A 15,312-nucleotide genomic window follows, 5' to 3' on the forward strand; every position below is an offset into this window, starting at 1 on the left:
ACGCCCCCGACCGACCGTCCCACTCACCCCGAGACCGCCAAGGGGAGGAGCACTCGTGCTTCCAGGGCTTTCCCGACGTGCACTGACCTGGTTCCTCGCGTCAGCGGCTGCGCTGCTGCTGCCGTTGACACCTCTGCCGACGGCTCCCGCCGCAGCAGCCGGCACCGCCGCAGCCACGGCCTGCCCGGCCGCCGGTTTCGTGTCCCAGCACTTCCACGAGAACCACAACGGCACCGACATCGCCAACGTCGTCGGAACACCGATCCACGCCGTGGGCGACGGCGAGGTGACCATCTCCGGTTACGAGAGCGGCTACGGCCAGTGGATCCGGGTCCAGCACCCCGACGGCCGGATCTCCGAGTACGGGCACATGATCCGGCGGGACGTCTCCGTCGGCGACCGCGTGGCGGCCGGCCAGCAGATCGCTCTGATGGGTTCCGAGGGGCAGTCCACGGGTCCCCACCTCCATCTGCGGATCTGGGGCGACCGGTCCACCACCTACGGCATCGACCCCGAGGTCTACCTGGCGGAGCGCGGTGTGGTGCTTCCCTGCACCCCGGGCAGCGGTCCGCGGCCCGAACCCCTGGTGTACCCGTCCGAGTCGGGCAGGGTCGTGTCCGCACGTTCGGCGGACGGACGCCTGGAACTCTTCGCCGCCGGAGCTGACGGCGTCCACCACGCCTGGCAGCGCGAGGTCAACGGCGACTGGTCGGAGTGGGAGTCACTCGGCGGACCGGGCGACGCCGAACTCGCCGTCGCTCCGAACTCCGACGGCCGTCTGGAACTGCTGGCCCTCAACGGGGACACCTTCGAGCACCGCTGGCAGACGAGCCCGTCCGGCGGCTGGTCGGGGTGGGAGAACTTCGGCGGTGGCGGCCGGGACACCGCGGCAGGTGTCAACGCCGACGGCCGCATCGAGGTGTACGCCTCAGGCCCCGCCGGTCTCTTCCACCGGTACCAGGTCGCCCCGAACGGCGGCTGGTCGGGCTGGGAGCCCACCGGCGGCGGCCCCGCCGACAGCCGGGTGGAGATGGGGAAGGCACCCGACGGACGCCTGGAGGTCTTCGCCCTCAACGACTCCACCTTCCAGCACCGGTACCAGACCGCGCCCAGCGGCGGCTGGTCCCCGTGGACCCCGTTCGGTGAGGGCGGCCACGACCTGACGGTCGACCACAACGCCGACGGCCGTCCGGAGGTCTTCGCCTCCGGTCCGGTCGGCGTGTTCCACAAGTACATGACGGACTCCGCGAACTGGTCGGGATGGGAGCCCGTGGGCGGGCCCGCCGACTCGCAGCTCACCAGCGAACGCACCCCCGACGGCCGTGTCGAGGTCTTCGCGATGAACGGCACCACCGCCATGCACATCTGGCAGACCGGTGTGAACGCCCCCTACAGCGACTGGGCGGTGTTCGGCACCGGCGGCACGGAGGTGACCGCCGCCTCCAACGCCGACGGCCGCATCGAGGTCTTCGGCACGAGCCACGCGGGCACCTTCCACAAATGGCAGACGGGCTTCGCCACCTGGTCCGACTGGCTCTGGCTCAACAACTCCGCCGGCCCCGCCGTCGGCTGACCCCCCGAAGGAACTCATGTACCCGATCAGCAGGCGGAGCCTGTTGCGCGGTGCGGCCGGCGCCCTCCCGCTCCTGGGCGCCGGCCCGGCCTTCGCCGCCACGGCATCCGATGACGTCCCGCCCCCTCACCGGGTCGGCGCAGGACCGTTCACCCACGTCTACGACCCGTCCACGTCCACCGGCCCCCGCTATCTCAACGACCACACACTGATCAACGCCCGGGGCCGCTGGCACCTGTTCGCCATCGTCGGAGACAGCGCGCCGCCCGGCGGATCCCCGGACAGCGCGGCGGAGACCTCCTTCGCCCACGCCTCCGCGCCGGGCCCGCACGGGCCGTGGACCGGCCACCCCGACGCGCTGGTCGTCGACCCGTCCTACTTCGGGGAGGAACATCTCTGGGCTCCGCACGTCGTCGAGGCGGACGGCAGGTTCTGGATGTTCTACGCGGCGGGCGGCGCGAGTGGCGCGGCGATCAACCTCGCCACCTCGACGGATCTGTTCACCTGGACCCGCGAACCGTCCGGCCCGCTGTTCCGGGGGATCGTCGCGCGTGACCCGATGGTGCTGCGGGTCGGCGGCGAGTGGGTCATGTACTACACCGAACTCTCCGGCCCCGGCGGCCACCACGTCGTGGCCTGCCGGCGCTCCGCCGATCTGCGCAACTGGGGCGATCCCCGCGTCGTGTTCACCGACGCGAGCACGGATGCGACGGTCTCGGTCACCGAGTCGCCGTACGTCGTCGAACGGGACGGCTGGTACTACCTGTTCATCGGCCCGCGCAACGGATACGAGGGCACCGACGTCCTCGCGTCACGGGACCCCTTCGGTTTCGGGCTCGCCGGATCCGTGGGCCATGTGCCCGGCCACGCCGTGGAGGTGGTCCGCGACGGGGAGACCTGGTACGCGAGCGCCGCCGGCTGGTTCCGGAACGGGCTGTACATGGCGCCCCTGTCCTGGCGTGACACACCGACGCCGTGGCAGAGCCCCGACAACCCGGTGGCCGGCCTCGACGTGGCCGCCGGCTCACGGTGTTCGCACTCGACGCCACCGACCACGCGATGCTGCGACGCGTCCAGCTCGACCCGCACACGGACAGCTGGTCGGACTGGGAGACCTTCGGAGGGCCGGCCGGTGCGGTTCCCACCCTCGGACGCGACACCGACGGCAGGCTGGAGGTGTTCTCGCTCGCTCCCGGCGGCGCCAACCTGCACCACCGGGTGCAGCGTGCGGACGGCGGCTGGTACGACTGGGAGGAGTTCGGCGGTCCCGCCGGTGCCGCCCCGGCCGTCGCCCTCGACGCCCTGGGCCGGCTCGAGGTCTTCGCCCTGAGCCCCGGCGGCGCTTCCTTCGCGCGTCGGCGTCAGAGGTCGGCCGGGTCCACGGTCTGGGACCCGTGGGAGCCCGGGTTCGGCGGGGCCGCGGGTGCTCCGCCGGTCGTCGCGGCGAACGCCGACGGCCGACTGGAGGTGTTCGTCCTGGCCCCCGGCGGCGCGGGCATCGACCACCGCTGGCAGGAGACCCCCGGCGGGCCCTGGACGGCGTCCTGGCACCGCTTCGGCACGGCGGCGGGAGCCGCTCCGCGGGTGGCGCGGGACGGCAGCGGCCGGCTCACCGTGGCCGCGATCGGACCTTCGGGCATGGGAACCTTCGCCCGGCGGCAGGCCGTGCCGAGCGGCGGCTGGGACACCTGGCTGCCGTTGTCAGGCTGGAGCGCCGCCGCCCCGGCGTTCGCCGTGAACGCCGACGGCAGGCTGGAGGTGTTCACCCTCACACCCGGCGGAGCCCGCCTCGACCACCGCTGGCAGGTCACCCCCGGCGGGGACGCTCATCCCGGCGCGGAGTTCGGCGAACCCGGCGTCCGGCTCGCCGCCACCCCCACGGCCGCGCTCGACGCCACCGGGCGGCTGCACGTGTTCGCCGTCACCGACGCGAGCCGGGTGCGGACCCGTGTGCAGGCACAGCCGAGCGGCGGGTGGCAGCAGTGGACGGCCTTCGGGGACCGCTTGGTCGCGCCGCTCCTGTCGGGCAGCCCCGCGCTCTGAGCGGAGGACCGGATCTCGCCACGGGAAGGGGGCTCAGAGGCTTCGTTCACGGCTCCGGGGCTCCCTTCACGCCGTCCCGTCCGCCCGGCCCGGACTCCTGCCACCCCTCCGCGGTGACCTCCCCCACTGCTCACGGTCCGGAACGGGGCATCTGCGGACCGTGGTGACCAGTTGCGCCGATGTGGCCGAAGTACACCGGTGAACTCCCGTGAGATGAGTATCGTTCCGCTGGTCCGACAAGCGACGCGCGGGACGGGGGAGCGGTGAGCGGCGTAATCGTCCATCTGCCGCAGGAGAGCGGCGCCGGCGGCGAACCGCGGGGAGACGCGGTGACGTTGCGGCTCGGCCCCGGTGAGGTCGCGCGCTTCGGGCGGGGCTCCGCGAGCGTTCCCGTCGAGCTGCGCCTCGACGATCCGGCGATCTCCCGGCTGGCCGGGGAGATCCGTGTGACGGACGACCACTGGCAGTTGACCAACCACAGCACCGCCCACAGTTATCTCGTGGAGAACCCGGAGGGAGCGGGCGAATACCTGCGGGTTCCGCCGCGACGGGTCGGGGCACCCATCCCCTTCGAGTTCTCGCGCGTCGTGCTGCCCACGCGCGGTGACGTCACGTTCTCCTTCCAGGTGTTCGCTCCCGACCACCTCTATCTGGACCCGGACGCCATGGGCGTCCCCTGGGGGAACAGCACGGTCACCGCGTACTCCCTGAACGAGACGGCCGCGTACTTCCTCGTCCTGGTCGCGCTCTGCGAGCCACGTCTGCGCGACCAGTCGCGGGTGGCGGTCCCCACCACTCCCCGGATCGTGGAGCGGCTCAGAGGACACCTCACCTCCGGCGAACTGACCGCGCGGGCGGTCAGTTCGCACATCGACTACCTCGCCGAGGAGAAGCTGCGCATCGGCGTCCCGGACACCCCCGAGCCCGGCAGGAGCGACCGCCGCAACGGCAAACGGGAGGAGATCGTCGGGCTGGCGCTGCGGTTCGGGCTCGTACGGGAGGAGCACCTCGCGCTGTTGCCGCCCCTGGCACGCGCCGGGGGGCGGGAGCGGCAGGCCGCGCGATGAGGACGGCGCGCACCTCGGGGGGCACCACGGGGGACGACAGGACCGACGTGCTCCCGCCCGGCTGTCGCATCGGAGGCTGGGTGGTCACCCGGCTGATCGGGTCCGGCGGCTGGTCCACGGTGTACGCCGCGCGACCGGCCGGCCGACGGCCCGGCCGGGCCGCCACGCTCCCGGGCCACGGCGACGTCGCGCTCAAGATCATGCCGACCGCCGGTCTCTCGCCACGCCAGGTACGCAGGATCGTGGAGTCCGCCCGCCGCGAGGTCGAACTCGGGCGCAGGGCCGGGCACTCCCGGCTGATCGGCTTCCAGGAGTGGTTCGTCCTCGCCTCCCCCGAGCGCCCCTCCCTGGAGGGTGCGATCGTGCTGGTCATGGAACGGGCCGCCGGCAGCCTGCGGGACCTGATCGAAGCGGGGGTGCCCGAGGCCGACCGCGGCCGGCTGATCGCGGGCATCTGCGAGGGGCTCGCCCATCTGCACCGTTCCGGCTGGGTCCACTCGGACCTCAAGCCGGAGAACGTCCTGCTGGGCAGGGACCGGTCCGTGAAGCTCTCGGACTTCGGCCTCGCCACCGAGCTGACGGGGACACACGGGTACGCGCCACCCATGGGAACCCTGGACTACTTCCCGCCCGAGCGCTGGAAGGCGCCCCTCGGTGAACTGGGCGTACGGGTCCGGCCGACCGCCGACATCTGGGCGCTGGGCGTCATCATCCACGAGGTCTTCGCGCCCGGCGTCCCGCTGTTCGCAGGGGCGACGCCCGTGGCACGGGGCGCCGCGGTCCAGGAGTACGGCGAGGGGCGGGCGGCGCTGCGCGTGGACCATGCCGTACCGGCGTTCTGGCGCGCGTTGGCCACCGACTGTCTGGCCCCGACCCATCGGGCCCGCGCTCCCCACACGGCGGAGAGCCTGCTCGCCCGGATCACCGCCCACCGGGAGGCGCGTGTCGCGGGGGCGGGACGGCGGTGCGGGCGCGCCCGCACCGCCGTCCTGGCCACCGCACTGTGCGGGGTGGCCGGTGCGACCCTGTGCTCGGACGGCGTACGGGCCGCCCCGGCCGCACCGGCCGGCCTGGTCAGGGTGTACAACGCGGAACGTGGCTGCCGGGAGCCGGTCGACCTGGACCTGCGGTGCAGTCTGGGTCTGGCGGTCGATCCCCTGCGGCCCTACACGGCGGAGAACGTCGTACCGACCAGGGTGTGGCACGGCGACGTCCTGACCGCTGACTGTCAGGTGCACGGCGGGGATCCCGTCATCGACGAGGAGGACCGGCAGTCCACCCGCTGGTTCCGCATCCGCCTCCCGGCCGGCTCCGTGCCCTCCACTGCCTGGCTCCCCGCCGTACGCACCAGGGAGGTGCGGGCGCTGCCGGAGTGCCGCTAGTCCTGCTCAGCGGGCCCTCCCGGCGCAGGCCTCGGCCTCGGTGAGGTAGCGCTCCACGGGGCCCAGGGTCAGCATGCCGGTTGCCGCGCCCGCGTGTTCGGCCCGTGCTTCTCGCAGGGCCGTTGCCGCGCGAGCGGCGGTCTCTGGCCGGTCCAGTACGGCCGCGGCGTGCGCGACGAGGCACCAGAGCGCTTCCTGCATGTGGTCACCGGGCGGTTCGGGTGCGGTGGCGAGTGCGGCCTGCGCCTCCTCGACCCGGTCCTGTGCCAGCAGGACCAGCGGTGCCGCCCAGGGCAGGTACGGCCCCCAGTCGAGGTCGGGGCCGGTGGGAGCGGGGCGGCCGTGCATCAGCCGCAGGCCGAGCAGGGCGAGCGGGAGCAGGCCGCGGTGGAGCCCCGGCATACCGGCTGTGGCCAGGTCGTTGTCGGCGGCGCGGTAGGCGGCGGCAGCAGTTGCGGCGGTCGGGCCGCCGGGTTCGGTGCTGCGGGCGGCGGTGACGCGGGCACGGAACCACGCGGTGAGGACGGGGACGAGCGGGGATTCGTGGGCGGTGGCGATCGCCTCCGCCGCCCCGGCGTGTTCGGCGGCCTTCTCCAGCTCGCCGAGGGCGGACATCGCCTGGAGGCGTACGAGGTGCCCCAGGATCTCGAAGGCCGGCAGCGCGTGACGGCCGGTCACCGCGAGGAGCTCGGCGCCGATCGCGTCGCGCTGTGCGGCGAGGCCCGGCCTGGTGAAGGACTGGAGGAAGACGCCGTCGAGCGCGAAGGCGAGCAGCGCGGGATCGTTCAGTCTCCGCGCCAGGGCCTCGGCTTCGCGTGCGGCCTTGCGCGCGGTTTCGAGGGCGGCGCCCGTGGTGTCGGCGCTGCGGCTCTCCGTGGCGACGGTGGCGAGGAGCCGGGCCCGCAGATCGGCGGGGCCGTCCGGGCCGAGCCGGAGGAGGGTGTTCCCGGCCGCGGCGACGACGGCACGTGACTGCTCGGGGTCGTCGGCGCGGCTCCAGATCGCGGGGACGTCGTACGTACCGATGACGCGTGCGGTCAGCGTGACGTCTCCGGTGCGTTCGGCGGCGGCGATGGCCGCCAGGCGGTCGCGGCGCGAGCCGACGAGCGCGTCGCCTCCGGCCAGTGCGAGGGTGCGGGCGACTTCCACGGTCGTGCGCGGACCCAGCGGGGTGCGCGTCGCGGCCGGACCGGCCGGGCCCTGCTCTCCGGGCGGTTCCAGTTCGGGCGACCTGTTGAGGATGGCGGTTTCCAGGCGCCGCATCCGGGGGCTGGGATCGAGTCCCAGCTGTTCCACGAGCATCGTGCGGGCCCGGCGCAGGGTGTCCAGGGCCTCGGCCCGGCGCCCGTCGCGGTGCAGCGCACGGGCCAGCAGCCCCCAGGCCGGCTCGCGCCAGGGGTGCTCGGCGACGTGTCCGCCCAGTTCGGCGGCCAGACCGGCGCCGCCCCCGGAGGCGAGAAGGGCGTCGGCCCTCAACTCCACCGCCTGCAAGCGCAGTTCCTCCAGCCGCAGGCGTTCCTGCTCGACCCACGGTGAGCCGGGAAGGTCGGCGTAGGCCTGCCCGCGCCACAGGGCGAGCGTCTCGCCGAGGTCCGCCGCCCTGCCGGGAGACCGGCGGGCGGCGGCCAGGGCGTCCTGGAAACGGTGGGCGTCCACGGCTTCACGCGGCAGGCGCAGCAGATACCCGGTCCCCTGGGTGACCAGCACCCTCGGCGGTGTGCGCGGCAAGCGGTCCGGTTCGACGGCCCGGCGCAGCGCGGCGACGAAGGTGCGCAGTGCGCCGACGGCGCTGCCCGGAGGGTCGTCCCACAGGTCGTCGACCAGGGCGTCGGTGGTGACCGTGCGGCCCTGGGCGGCGACCAGCCGGCCCAGAACCTCTCGGTGGCGCGGACCGCCGAGGTTGACGGGCCGGCCGTCGTCGTGCCATGCCTGTACCGCGCCGAGCACATCGATCCGCATGCTGCTCTTCCTCTCGGGACCACACCATAGGCCGTGGTGCGCAGGGGCTTTCGAGCGACGGGCGGCGGCTTGTCCGGGGAGAACCGCGCGTCAGCGGGCCAGCAGGTCCTGGATCGCCGCCGCGATCTCGCCGGGTGCCTCCTCGGCCATGAAGTGACCGGCCCGGGTGAGGCGGTGGTCCAGGTCGGGCGCCCATGCCCGCCACACCTGCGAGGCGTCGTAGCCGAGCTGCGATCCCCAGTCCTGCTGGACCACGGTGACGGGCATCGCGAACTGGGAGCCCGCGTCGAGGTCCGCCTGGTCCTGGGTCACGTCGATGCCGGCCGAGGCGCGGTAGTCGGCGACGATCGAGTCGACCGCGCCGCCGCTCGCCCGCAGGTACTCGGCGCGCACCTCGTCCGGGATCGCCTCCGGGTCCTTGGCCCAGGCGTCGAGGAACGACCCGAAGAACGCGTCCGAGCTGTTGGCGATCATCGTCTCCGGCAGGCCCGCGGGCTGCGCCATCAGGAACAGGTGGTAGCCGACCGCCGCGGAGAGTCCCTGCAGCACGTTCCACATGGCCAGCGTCGGCACGACGTCGAGGATGCCCAGGTGCGTGACGGTCTCCGGGTGGTCCAGCCCCGCCCTGAAGGCGACGAGGGCGCCGCGGTCGTGGCCGACGAGGGCGAACTGTTCGTGGCCCAGCCGTGCGGCGACCGAGACGATGTCCGCGGCCATGGTCCGCTTGGAGTAGACGTCCTCGTCGGTCGCCCGCGGCTTGTCGCTGTCGCCGTATCCGCGCAGGTCGGGGACGATCACCGTGTGCTCGGCGGCCAGCTCCCGTGCGACGTGCCGCCACATCAGGTGGGTCTCGGGAAAGCCGTGCAGCAGGACGACCGGGCTGCCGGCGCCCCCCACCGCGACGTTCAGCCGGACGTCGTGCGCGCCCGGCAGCCGGCTGTACTCGAAGCCGGGAATCGTCAGGGTCATGGCGGATACCTCTTGTTCTCACTCGAACTGCTCCTGCCGGTCCGTCCGACCGGCAGGAACCAAGGTGCACGGTGCGGATGAGCAGCGGATCAGCGTCGCGCGGCGGACGGCACGCGGCGATCGGGGAGTGAGGCCCCGGGGCCCTCCCCGCCCCCCTCGGACCACCGGTGCCGGACGGAGCGCGGGGGCGGCTACGGGTGCATGACGATCTTCCCCACGTGCCTCCTGCGGGCCAGCTCCTCCTGCGCCCGAGCCGCCTGGTCCAGAGGGAACGTCGCGGCGACGAGAGGCTGGATCGCGGCCTCGCGGGCCAGGTCCATGAGAAGGCCGAAGTGCGTCGGGGTGTGCATCGCGGAGCCGATCACCTGTGCGTTGTGCAGATAGAGACGGCGTACGTCGAACGTCACGTCGTAGCCGCCGAGTGCGCCGGCGACGACCCACCGGCCGCCCTCACGCAGCAGCGGCAGCCCCTCGCCAACCAGGTCCCCGGCGACGACGTCGAGTCCGAGGTCGATGCCGTCCGGGGCTGCGGCGCGGACCTGCTCGGCGATGCCCCCCGCCCGGTCGACGACCTCGTGCGCACCCGCTTCACGCACCGCGTCGATCTTGGATCCGCTACTGACGGCGAGCACCCTCGCACCGCGCGCACGGGCGATCTGCACCAGCGCGATGCCCACTCCGCCCGACGCCCCCGAAACCAGGACGGTCTCCCCCTCCCGCAGCCGGCCCCGCTCGATCATGCCCAGGGCCGTGCCGTAGGCGGTCGGCAGCGTCGCGAGCTGGTCGTCCGTGAGCGGGGACCCTGTCACGTCGTGCACCCGCTCCACCGGTGCGGTCACGAATTCGGCGTAGCCGCCGTCGCGTTCGCTGCCCATCAGGCCCACCGGGTTCGCGTCCGGCCCGTCGGTGTCGTAGACCGCCGGGTCGACGACCACGCGGAGACCGACGAGGTCCTCGTCCACGTCGGCGCCGACCGCCACGACGCGGCCTGCCACGTCGGCTCCCTGGATGCGCGGGAAGCCGATCGGCCCTCGCCAGCCCGACCGCGCCTCGGGGTCACCGGGCCGTCCGTAGGCTCCCTCCCGGGTCCACAGGTCGGTGTTGTTCAGCGCGACCGCGGCGACCCGGACCAGCACCTCCCCTGCCTGCGGGACCGGCACGGCCACTTCTGCCTGCCGGAGGACCTCCGGCCCTCCGTGCTCCGCGATCCGTACCGCGCGCATGGTCTCGGGCACACCCATCACTTGGACCTCCTCGCAGATATACTGATCTGTATACCCCGTCCACGGTACACCGATCAGTGAAGGTCCGCCCCATGGAGAAGACGCAGCCCATGTCAGAGGCCGGCCGCCGCATCGTGGCGGCGGCGGAGGAGCTGTTCTACGAGCGCGGGATCACGGCGGTCGGCGTGGATCTGATCGCCGAGCACTCAGGCGTGACCAAGCGGACCCTGTACAACCGGTTCGGCTCGAAGGACCGTCTCGTGGCGGCCTACCTCGACGGACGGGACCGGCGCTGGCGGTCGCTCGTCCTGGCCGCCGTCGACGCACTCGACGATCCCGTCGAGAAGGTCACCGCACCCTTCGAGGCCCTGCGGACCTGGAGCGCGGGCAACACCCGCGGATGCGCGTTCATCAACGCGCTCGCCGAACTCCCGGACCCCTCGCACCCCGCGCACCGCATCGCCACGAACCAGAAGCTCTGGCTGCGGACGCTGTTCGAGGAACTCGCCACCGCGGCGGGCTGCCAGGAGCCCACCACCCTCGCCACCCGGCTACTCGTACTGCACGAGGGCGCCCTCGCCACGCAGCCGCTGCCTCTCGACACCCTCCCCGTGAGTACCGACCTGGCACGAGCCCTGGTCCGGGCCGGTACGCCGGGCCCCCGCTGAACCGGGCAGGGAGAGCCGCGGGACCACACCGGGGGCCGACGGCAGGGCGGGGTCGGGTACGCGACCGGCTCGTCCTGGCCCTCATGTCACCGGGCGGTCGTCCACCGGCGCAGGAGGCGGCACCGGAGCACCGCCGGGACGGCTGCCGGGTTTCCGTCCGCCGTCGTTGGCCATGAGCCAGCTCGACAGCTGCTGTACGGCCGCGTCGATCTCCTCGTGCGCGTAGTGGTCGGGGTCCCAGCCGGCGTACAGGGAGATGGCCAGCGGACGGCCCTGGCCGGTCAGGGGGCGGACACTCAGGTCGAACTGCGGGTGGTCGGCGACGACGCAGACACCGTGGCCCGCGGCGGCCAGGGCCTGGGCCATGGCCTCGGACTGCGACTCGAAGGCGGGCCTGAGCGGGGCGCCCTGCTCGTACAGTGCCGTGTCGAGGGCGCGCCGCACGGCGCTGGCCCGGCTGCTGACGATGACCGGGTGTTCGAGCAGGCTCGCCAGTTCCAGGTCGCCGTTGCCCTCCAGGGCCATGGGATGCGTGGCCGGCATCTGCGCACTGATCCGCCGGCCTCCGAGACGCCGCACGGCCATGCCGCCGGGCGGCGGGCCGGTGGAGATGCCGATGTCCACGTCCCCGGCCCTCAGCCGCTCGTACACCTCGTCCGGCTCACAGCCCCGGGCGTCGGTGAACGGGCCGCCGAGCTCTGCGACGAACGGTGCCATGAGGTGCGTGATGGTGGAGTTCGGGCAGGCCACGCGAAACTGCAGGGGGCTGTGCCCGGAGACGGCCTGGAGCAGTTCCGTGCCCCGGGCGGCGCGCAGGGTGAGGTCCCTGGCGACGGGCACGAAGCGTCGCCCGGCCGCCGTGAGCCGGACCCCCGAGGCGGTGCGCCGCAGCAGCTCCGCGCCCAGCTCGCGTTCGAGTGAGCGTAGCTGCCGGGAGATGGAGGGCTGGGCCACGTGGACGCGCGCGGCGGCCGCCGTCATCGAGCCCGTGTCGACCACCGCCAGGAAATACCGCAGGACCCGCAGTTCCATCGCTCCTCCATCTCTCCTCGGCCGTTCCGCGGTCTTTCCGCGGTCCTGTGGCCGCCACCCCGACCGGGGGCTACACAACGCCATGCCTCCGAGGTATGGCTGTGCAGCTCAGAAGGTACTGGACCGTATGGCCGGTGGGCCACGAAACTATGGCTCACCGGACAACACCGTTCGAACGGGCACCCGCAGCGTCGCGGTCGACGCAGGGCCTTTGCACCGCCTCGCGCCGCGCGCAGGTCGAATCCGCCGGAACCGCCGCTCACTCCCGGAGTCAGCCATGCCCCACGTCGCACCCACCACTGGCCGCAAGGCCAGGCGTGCCACCACCGCGTCCTTCATCGGGACGGCGGTCGAGTGGTACGACTTCTACATCTACGGCACCGCCACCGCCCTGGTGTTCGGCAAGCTGTTCTTCCCCACCGCCAGCGCCACCGCCGGCACCCTCGCGGCCTTCGCCACCTTCTGGGTCGGCTTCCTGGCCCGCCCGCTGGGCGGACTGATCTTCGGCCACATCGGTGACCGGGTGGGGCGCAAGAACGTCCTCGTCACCACCCTGGTCCTGATGGGGTCCGCCACCACCCTCATCGGCCTGCTGCCCACCCATGCCACCATCGGCGTCGCCGCGCCGATCCTGCTCGTCCTGCTCCGGGCCGTCCAGGGCATCGCGGTCGGCGGCGAATGGGGCGGCGCCGTACTCATGGCCACGGAGAACACCGACAAGAAACGCCGTGGTCTCGCGGGGATGTGGGTCCAGCAGGGCTCACCGGCCGGGTCCATCCTGGCCACCCTCGTCTTCATCGCCGTCGGCAACCTGCCCGACGACGCTTTCCTGACGTGGGGCTGGCGCGTCCCGTTCCTGCTCTCGGCGGTGCTGGTGGTCATCGGTCTGGTCATCCGGCTGAAGGTCACCGAGTCCGGTGAGTTCGAGGCCGCCAAGCAGCGGGAGGACGCCACCCCGAAGATCCCCGTGGTCGAGCTGTTCCGCACGTCCCGGGTGCTGGTCCTGCTCGGTGTGGGCGCCAGCGCGATGGGCATCTCGTCCGCCTACTTCACCAACACCTTCGTGCTGTCCTGGGCCACGAGCGACCTGGGCGTCCACCGGCAGACCATGCTCGACATCCTCCTGGTCCTCGCCGTCCTGCAGTTCCTGTGGCAGCCCCTCGCCGCGCTGCTCGCACAGCGCGTGGGAACCGTGCGGCTGATGGCCGGCGCCCTGATCGCCAACATCGTCGTCGCGGTGCCGATGTTCCTGCTGATCGCCACCCGCGACAGCGTGCTGATCGGGGTGGGGCTGGCCCTGGGTGTGCTCACCGGGTGCAGCTACTACGCGCTGCTGGCCGGCTTCCTCTCCCAGGCGTTCCCCGTCGAGGTCCGCTACACCGGCGTCTCCCTGGCCTACCAGCTGTGCAGCACCGTCATCGGCGGCTCCACCCCCTTCGTGGCCCAGTGGCTGCTCACCCGGGGCGGCGGGCACTGGCCGGTGGTCGGGTACTACATCGCGCTCCTGCTGCTGACGACGGTCTGCGTGCTGGCCCTGGCCCGTCACCGCGCCCGCGACAGCGCCTCGGAGGAGGCGGCCGCCCGGGAGCCGGAGGGCCTGCCCACCGTCGCGTAGACCGGCCACACCCCCATTCCCCCGAAGGACCAGCCATGCACCTGGACGCACTGTTCACCGACGGCCGCTTCACCACCCTGGACGCGGACCGTCCCACCGCCCACACCCTCGGGGTCTTCGGGGGCCGCATCGTCGGCTTCGACGAGGAGGTCGCCGGATGTACCGCCGACCGGGTCCATGACCTCGGGGGCGCGCCGGCGGTGCCCGGCTTCAACGACGCCCACCAGCACCTGAGCATGCGCGGCCGTCGCCTCCTCCAGCTCGACCTGCACGCGCGGGCCGTCCCCACCCTCGACGCCCTCTACGCCGCCGTGCGCGAACGGGCGGCCCGTCTCGGGCCCGACGAATGGCTCTTCGGCGCGGGGTACGACCAGAACAAGATCGGCGCCCATCCGACCGCCGAGGCCCTGGACGAGGCGGCCCAGGGGCGTCCCGTGTGGCTGGAGCACGTCTCCTGCCACATGGGCGTGGCCAGCACCGCGGCCTTCGCCCGCGCCGGCTTCACCGGCCGGTTCGACGTGCCCGATCTCGACGGCGGCCACGTGGAGCGCGACCGGGACGGCAGGGCGGTGGGCCTGCTCCAGGAGACCGCCATGCACCTGGTGACACGGGCCTTCCGGCCCTCACCCGTGGACTCGGTCGTCGCCGCGATCGCGGCCGGCAACGACCAGGGCGTGACGGAGGGCATCACCAGCCTCACCGAGCCGGGGATAGCCGCCGCCGAACACGTCGGGCACGGCCCGGCCGATCTGCACGCCTTCCACCGCGCGGTGCGGGAGGGCCGACTGAGCATCCGCACCACGGTCATGCCCTACATGACCGTCCTGCATGACATGGGGGACGTCGGCGACGGTGCCACGTGGTTCGGACTCGACCTGGGGCTGCACAGCGGATTCGGCGACGACCGGCTGAAGATCGGCGCCACCAAGATCGCCACGGACGGTTCGCTCATCGGCCGCTCGGCGCACATGTGCTGCGGCTACCACGACGAACCGGAGAACGTCGGCTTCCTCCAGTTCGACGAGGACTGGTTGCACCGCACGATCGCCGAGGCGCACCGGTGCGGCTGGCAGATCGCGGCCCACGCCATCGGGGACGCCGCCATCGACGTCGTCCTGGACGCCTTCGAGGCCGCGCAGGCCGCCCACCCCCGCCACGACGCACGTCACCGCATCGAGCACTTCGCCGTCGCCTCCGACCAACAGGTGCGCCGTCTGGTGGCCAACGGCATCGTCCCCGTGCCGCAGGGGCGCTTCGTCTCCGAGATCGGCGACGGCATGATCGCCGCGCTGGGCCCCGAGCGCGCGGAGCTCTGCTACCGCATGCGCAGTCTCCTCGACGCGGGAGCCGTCCTCCCCGGCAGCAGCGACGCCCCGGTCGCCCACGGCAGCCCGCTGCTCGGCATCCACGACATGGTCAACCGCCGCACCGCAGGTGGGGCCCCGCTGGCACCCGCCGAGGCGGTCACCCCTGCGCAGGCCCTGTACGCGTACACCGTGGGCTCCGCCTACGCCGAACACGCCGAGGACCGCAAGGGCCGCCTCGCCCGGGGCATGCTGGCGGACTTCGCAGTCCTCTCGGACGACCTGCTGACCGTCGACCCGCAGCGGATCGACACCCTGACCGTCGGCGCCACGGTGATCGGCGGGAACGTCGTCCACGACGCCGGCGCCCTCGGCTGACACGCCCCCCGACCGGCACACCGGGCGTCGCCGGACGAGGCGGCTCGCCTCGCACGGCGGCGTCCGGACGCGGGAAAGAGCTCGGCGCCGACGCCGGGT

10 protein-coding genes and 1 pseudogene are annotated in these 15,312 nt (G+C 73.1%); 7 read left to right on the forward strand and 4 right to left on the reverse strand.

What is annotated here, in order from left to right:
- Positions 1 to 55 precede the first annotated feature (55 nt).
- From P8A20_RS08605 to P8A20_RS08625, 4 genes and pseudogenes are all read left to right on the forward strand, one after another.
- The gene (locus tag P8A20_RS08605) at positions 56 to 1,573 is read left to right on the forward strand and encodes a DUF8189 domain-containing protein (RefSeq protein WP_147958172.1); all 1,518 of its coding nucleotides are present in this window, start codon (positions 56 to 58) and stop codon (positions 1,571 to 1,573) included.
- Positions 1,574 to 1,589: 16 nt separating this feature from the next.
- Positions 1,590 to 3,616 (forward strand): annotated as a pseudogene (locus P8A20_RS38955) (DUF8189 domain-containing protein).
- A gap of 263 nt (positions 3,617 to 3,879) precedes the next feature.
- On the forward strand, positions 3,880 to 4,683 hold the full coding sequence (locus P8A20_RS08620) for an FHA domain-containing protein (RefSeq protein WP_187282059.1): 804 nt from the start codon (positions 3,880 to 3,882) through the stop codon (positions 4,681 to 4,683).
- On the forward strand, positions 4,680 to 6,065 hold the full coding sequence (locus P8A20_RS08625) for a serine/threonine-protein kinase (protein ID WP_306103273.1): 1,386 nt from the start codon (positions 4,680 to 4,682) through the stop codon (positions 6,063 to 6,065). The genes P8A20_RS08620 and P8A20_RS08625 overlap by 4 nt, the downstream gene beginning before the upstream one ends.
- A gap of 6 nt (positions 6,066 to 6,071) precedes the next feature.
- Here the strand turns inward: P8A20_RS08625 and P8A20_RS08630 are convergent, their stop codons facing one another.
- From P8A20_RS08630 to P8A20_RS08640, 3 genes are all read right to left on the reverse strand, one after another.
- Complete coding sequence (locus P8A20_RS08630; protein ID WP_306103274.1) at positions 6,072 to 8,024, reverse strand: AfsR/SARP family transcriptional regulator; 1,953 nt, start codon at positions 8,022 to 8,024, stop codon at positions 6,072 to 6,074.
- A 90-nt stretch (positions 8,025 to 8,114) separates the two neighbouring features.
- Entirely contained in the window at positions 8,115 to 8,993 is an 879-nt protein-coding gene (locus tag P8A20_RS08635) for an alpha/beta fold hydrolase (protein ID WP_306103275.1), read from the reverse strand.
- A 191-nt stretch (positions 8,994 to 9,184) separates the two neighbouring features.
- A complete protein-coding gene (locus P8A20_RS08640) occupies positions 9,185 to 10,234 on the reverse strand; it encodes a zinc-binding dehydrogenase (RefSeq protein ID WP_306103276.1) in 1,050 nt (349 codons plus the stop codon).
- A 74-nt stretch (positions 10,235 to 10,308) separates the two neighbouring features.
- Here P8A20_RS08640 and P8A20_RS08645 point away from each other — a divergent pair, with 74 nt between their 5' ends.
- Positions 10,309 to 10,884 (forward strand): TetR/AcrR family transcriptional regulator, encoded by a 576-nt coding sequence (locus P8A20_RS08645; RefSeq protein WP_306103277.1) that lies wholly within the window; start codon positions 10,309 to 10,311, stop codon positions 10,882 to 10,884.
- A gap of 81 nt (positions 10,885 to 10,965) precedes the next feature.
- Here P8A20_RS08645 and P8A20_RS08650 read toward each other — a convergent pair whose 3' ends face one another.
- Positions 10,966 to 11,916 (reverse strand): LysR family transcriptional regulator, encoded by a 951-nt coding sequence (locus P8A20_RS08650; protein WP_306103278.1) that lies wholly within the window; start codon positions 11,914 to 11,916, stop codon positions 10,966 to 10,968.
- Between the two features lie 277 nt (positions 11,917 to 12,193).
- Between P8A20_RS08650 and P8A20_RS08655 the strand changes: the two genes are divergently transcribed.
- Both P8A20_RS08655 and P8A20_RS08660 read left to right on the forward strand, forming a co-directional pair.
- A complete protein-coding gene (locus tag P8A20_RS08655; protein WP_306103279.1) occupies positions 12,194 to 13,531 on the forward strand; it encodes an MFS transporter in 1,338 nt (445 codons plus the stop codon).
- Between the two features lie 35 nt (positions 13,532 to 13,566).
- The gene (locus tag P8A20_RS08660; protein ID WP_147958181.1) at positions 13,567 to 15,213 is read left to right on the forward strand and encodes an amidohydrolase; all 1,647 of its coding nucleotides are present in this window, start codon (positions 13,567 to 13,569) and stop codon (positions 15,211 to 15,213) included.
- Positions 15,214 to 15,312: the final 99 nt, after the last annotated feature.

It is taken from the genome of Streptomyces sp. Alt3, from assembly GCF_030719215.1.
Classification (GTDB): Bacteria; Actinomycetota; Actinomycetes; order Streptomycetales; family Streptomycetaceae; genus Streptomyces; species Streptomyces glycanivorans.

Bases quoted from the DNA above. Each gene is read 5' to 3' on its own strand.
- P8A20_RS08660 (WP_147958181.1), top strand. From the start codon at position 13,567: ATGCACCTGGACGCACTGTTCACCGACGGCCGCTTCACCACCCTGGAC.
- P8A20_RS08650 (WP_306103278.1), bottom strand. From the start codon at position 11,916: ATGGAACTGCGGGTCCTGCGGTATTTCCTGGCGGTGGTCGACACGGGC.
- P8A20_RS08640 (WP_306103276.1), bottom strand. From the start codon at position 10,234: ATGGGTGTGCCCGAGACCATGCGCGCGGTACGGATCGCGGAGCACGGA.
- P8A20_RS08655 (WP_306103279.1), top strand. From the start codon at position 12,194: ATGCCCCACGTCGCACCCACCACTGGCCGCAAGGCCAGGCGTGCCACC.
- P8A20_RS08625 (WP_306103273.1), top strand. From the start codon at position 4,680: ATGAGGACGGCGCGCACCTCGGGGGGCACCACGGGGGACGACAGGACC.
- P8A20_RS08635 (WP_306103275.1), bottom strand. From the start codon at position 8,993: ATGACCCTGACGATTCCCGGCTTCGAGTACAGCCGGCTGCCGGGCGCG.
- P8A20_RS08630 (WP_306103274.1), bottom strand. From the start codon at position 8,024: ATGCGGATCGATGTGCTCGGCGCGGTACAGGCATGGCACGACGACGGC.
- P8A20_RS08645 (WP_306103277.1), top strand. From the start codon at position 10,309: ATGGAGAAGACGCAGCCCATGTCAGAGGCCGGCCGCCGCATCGTGGCG.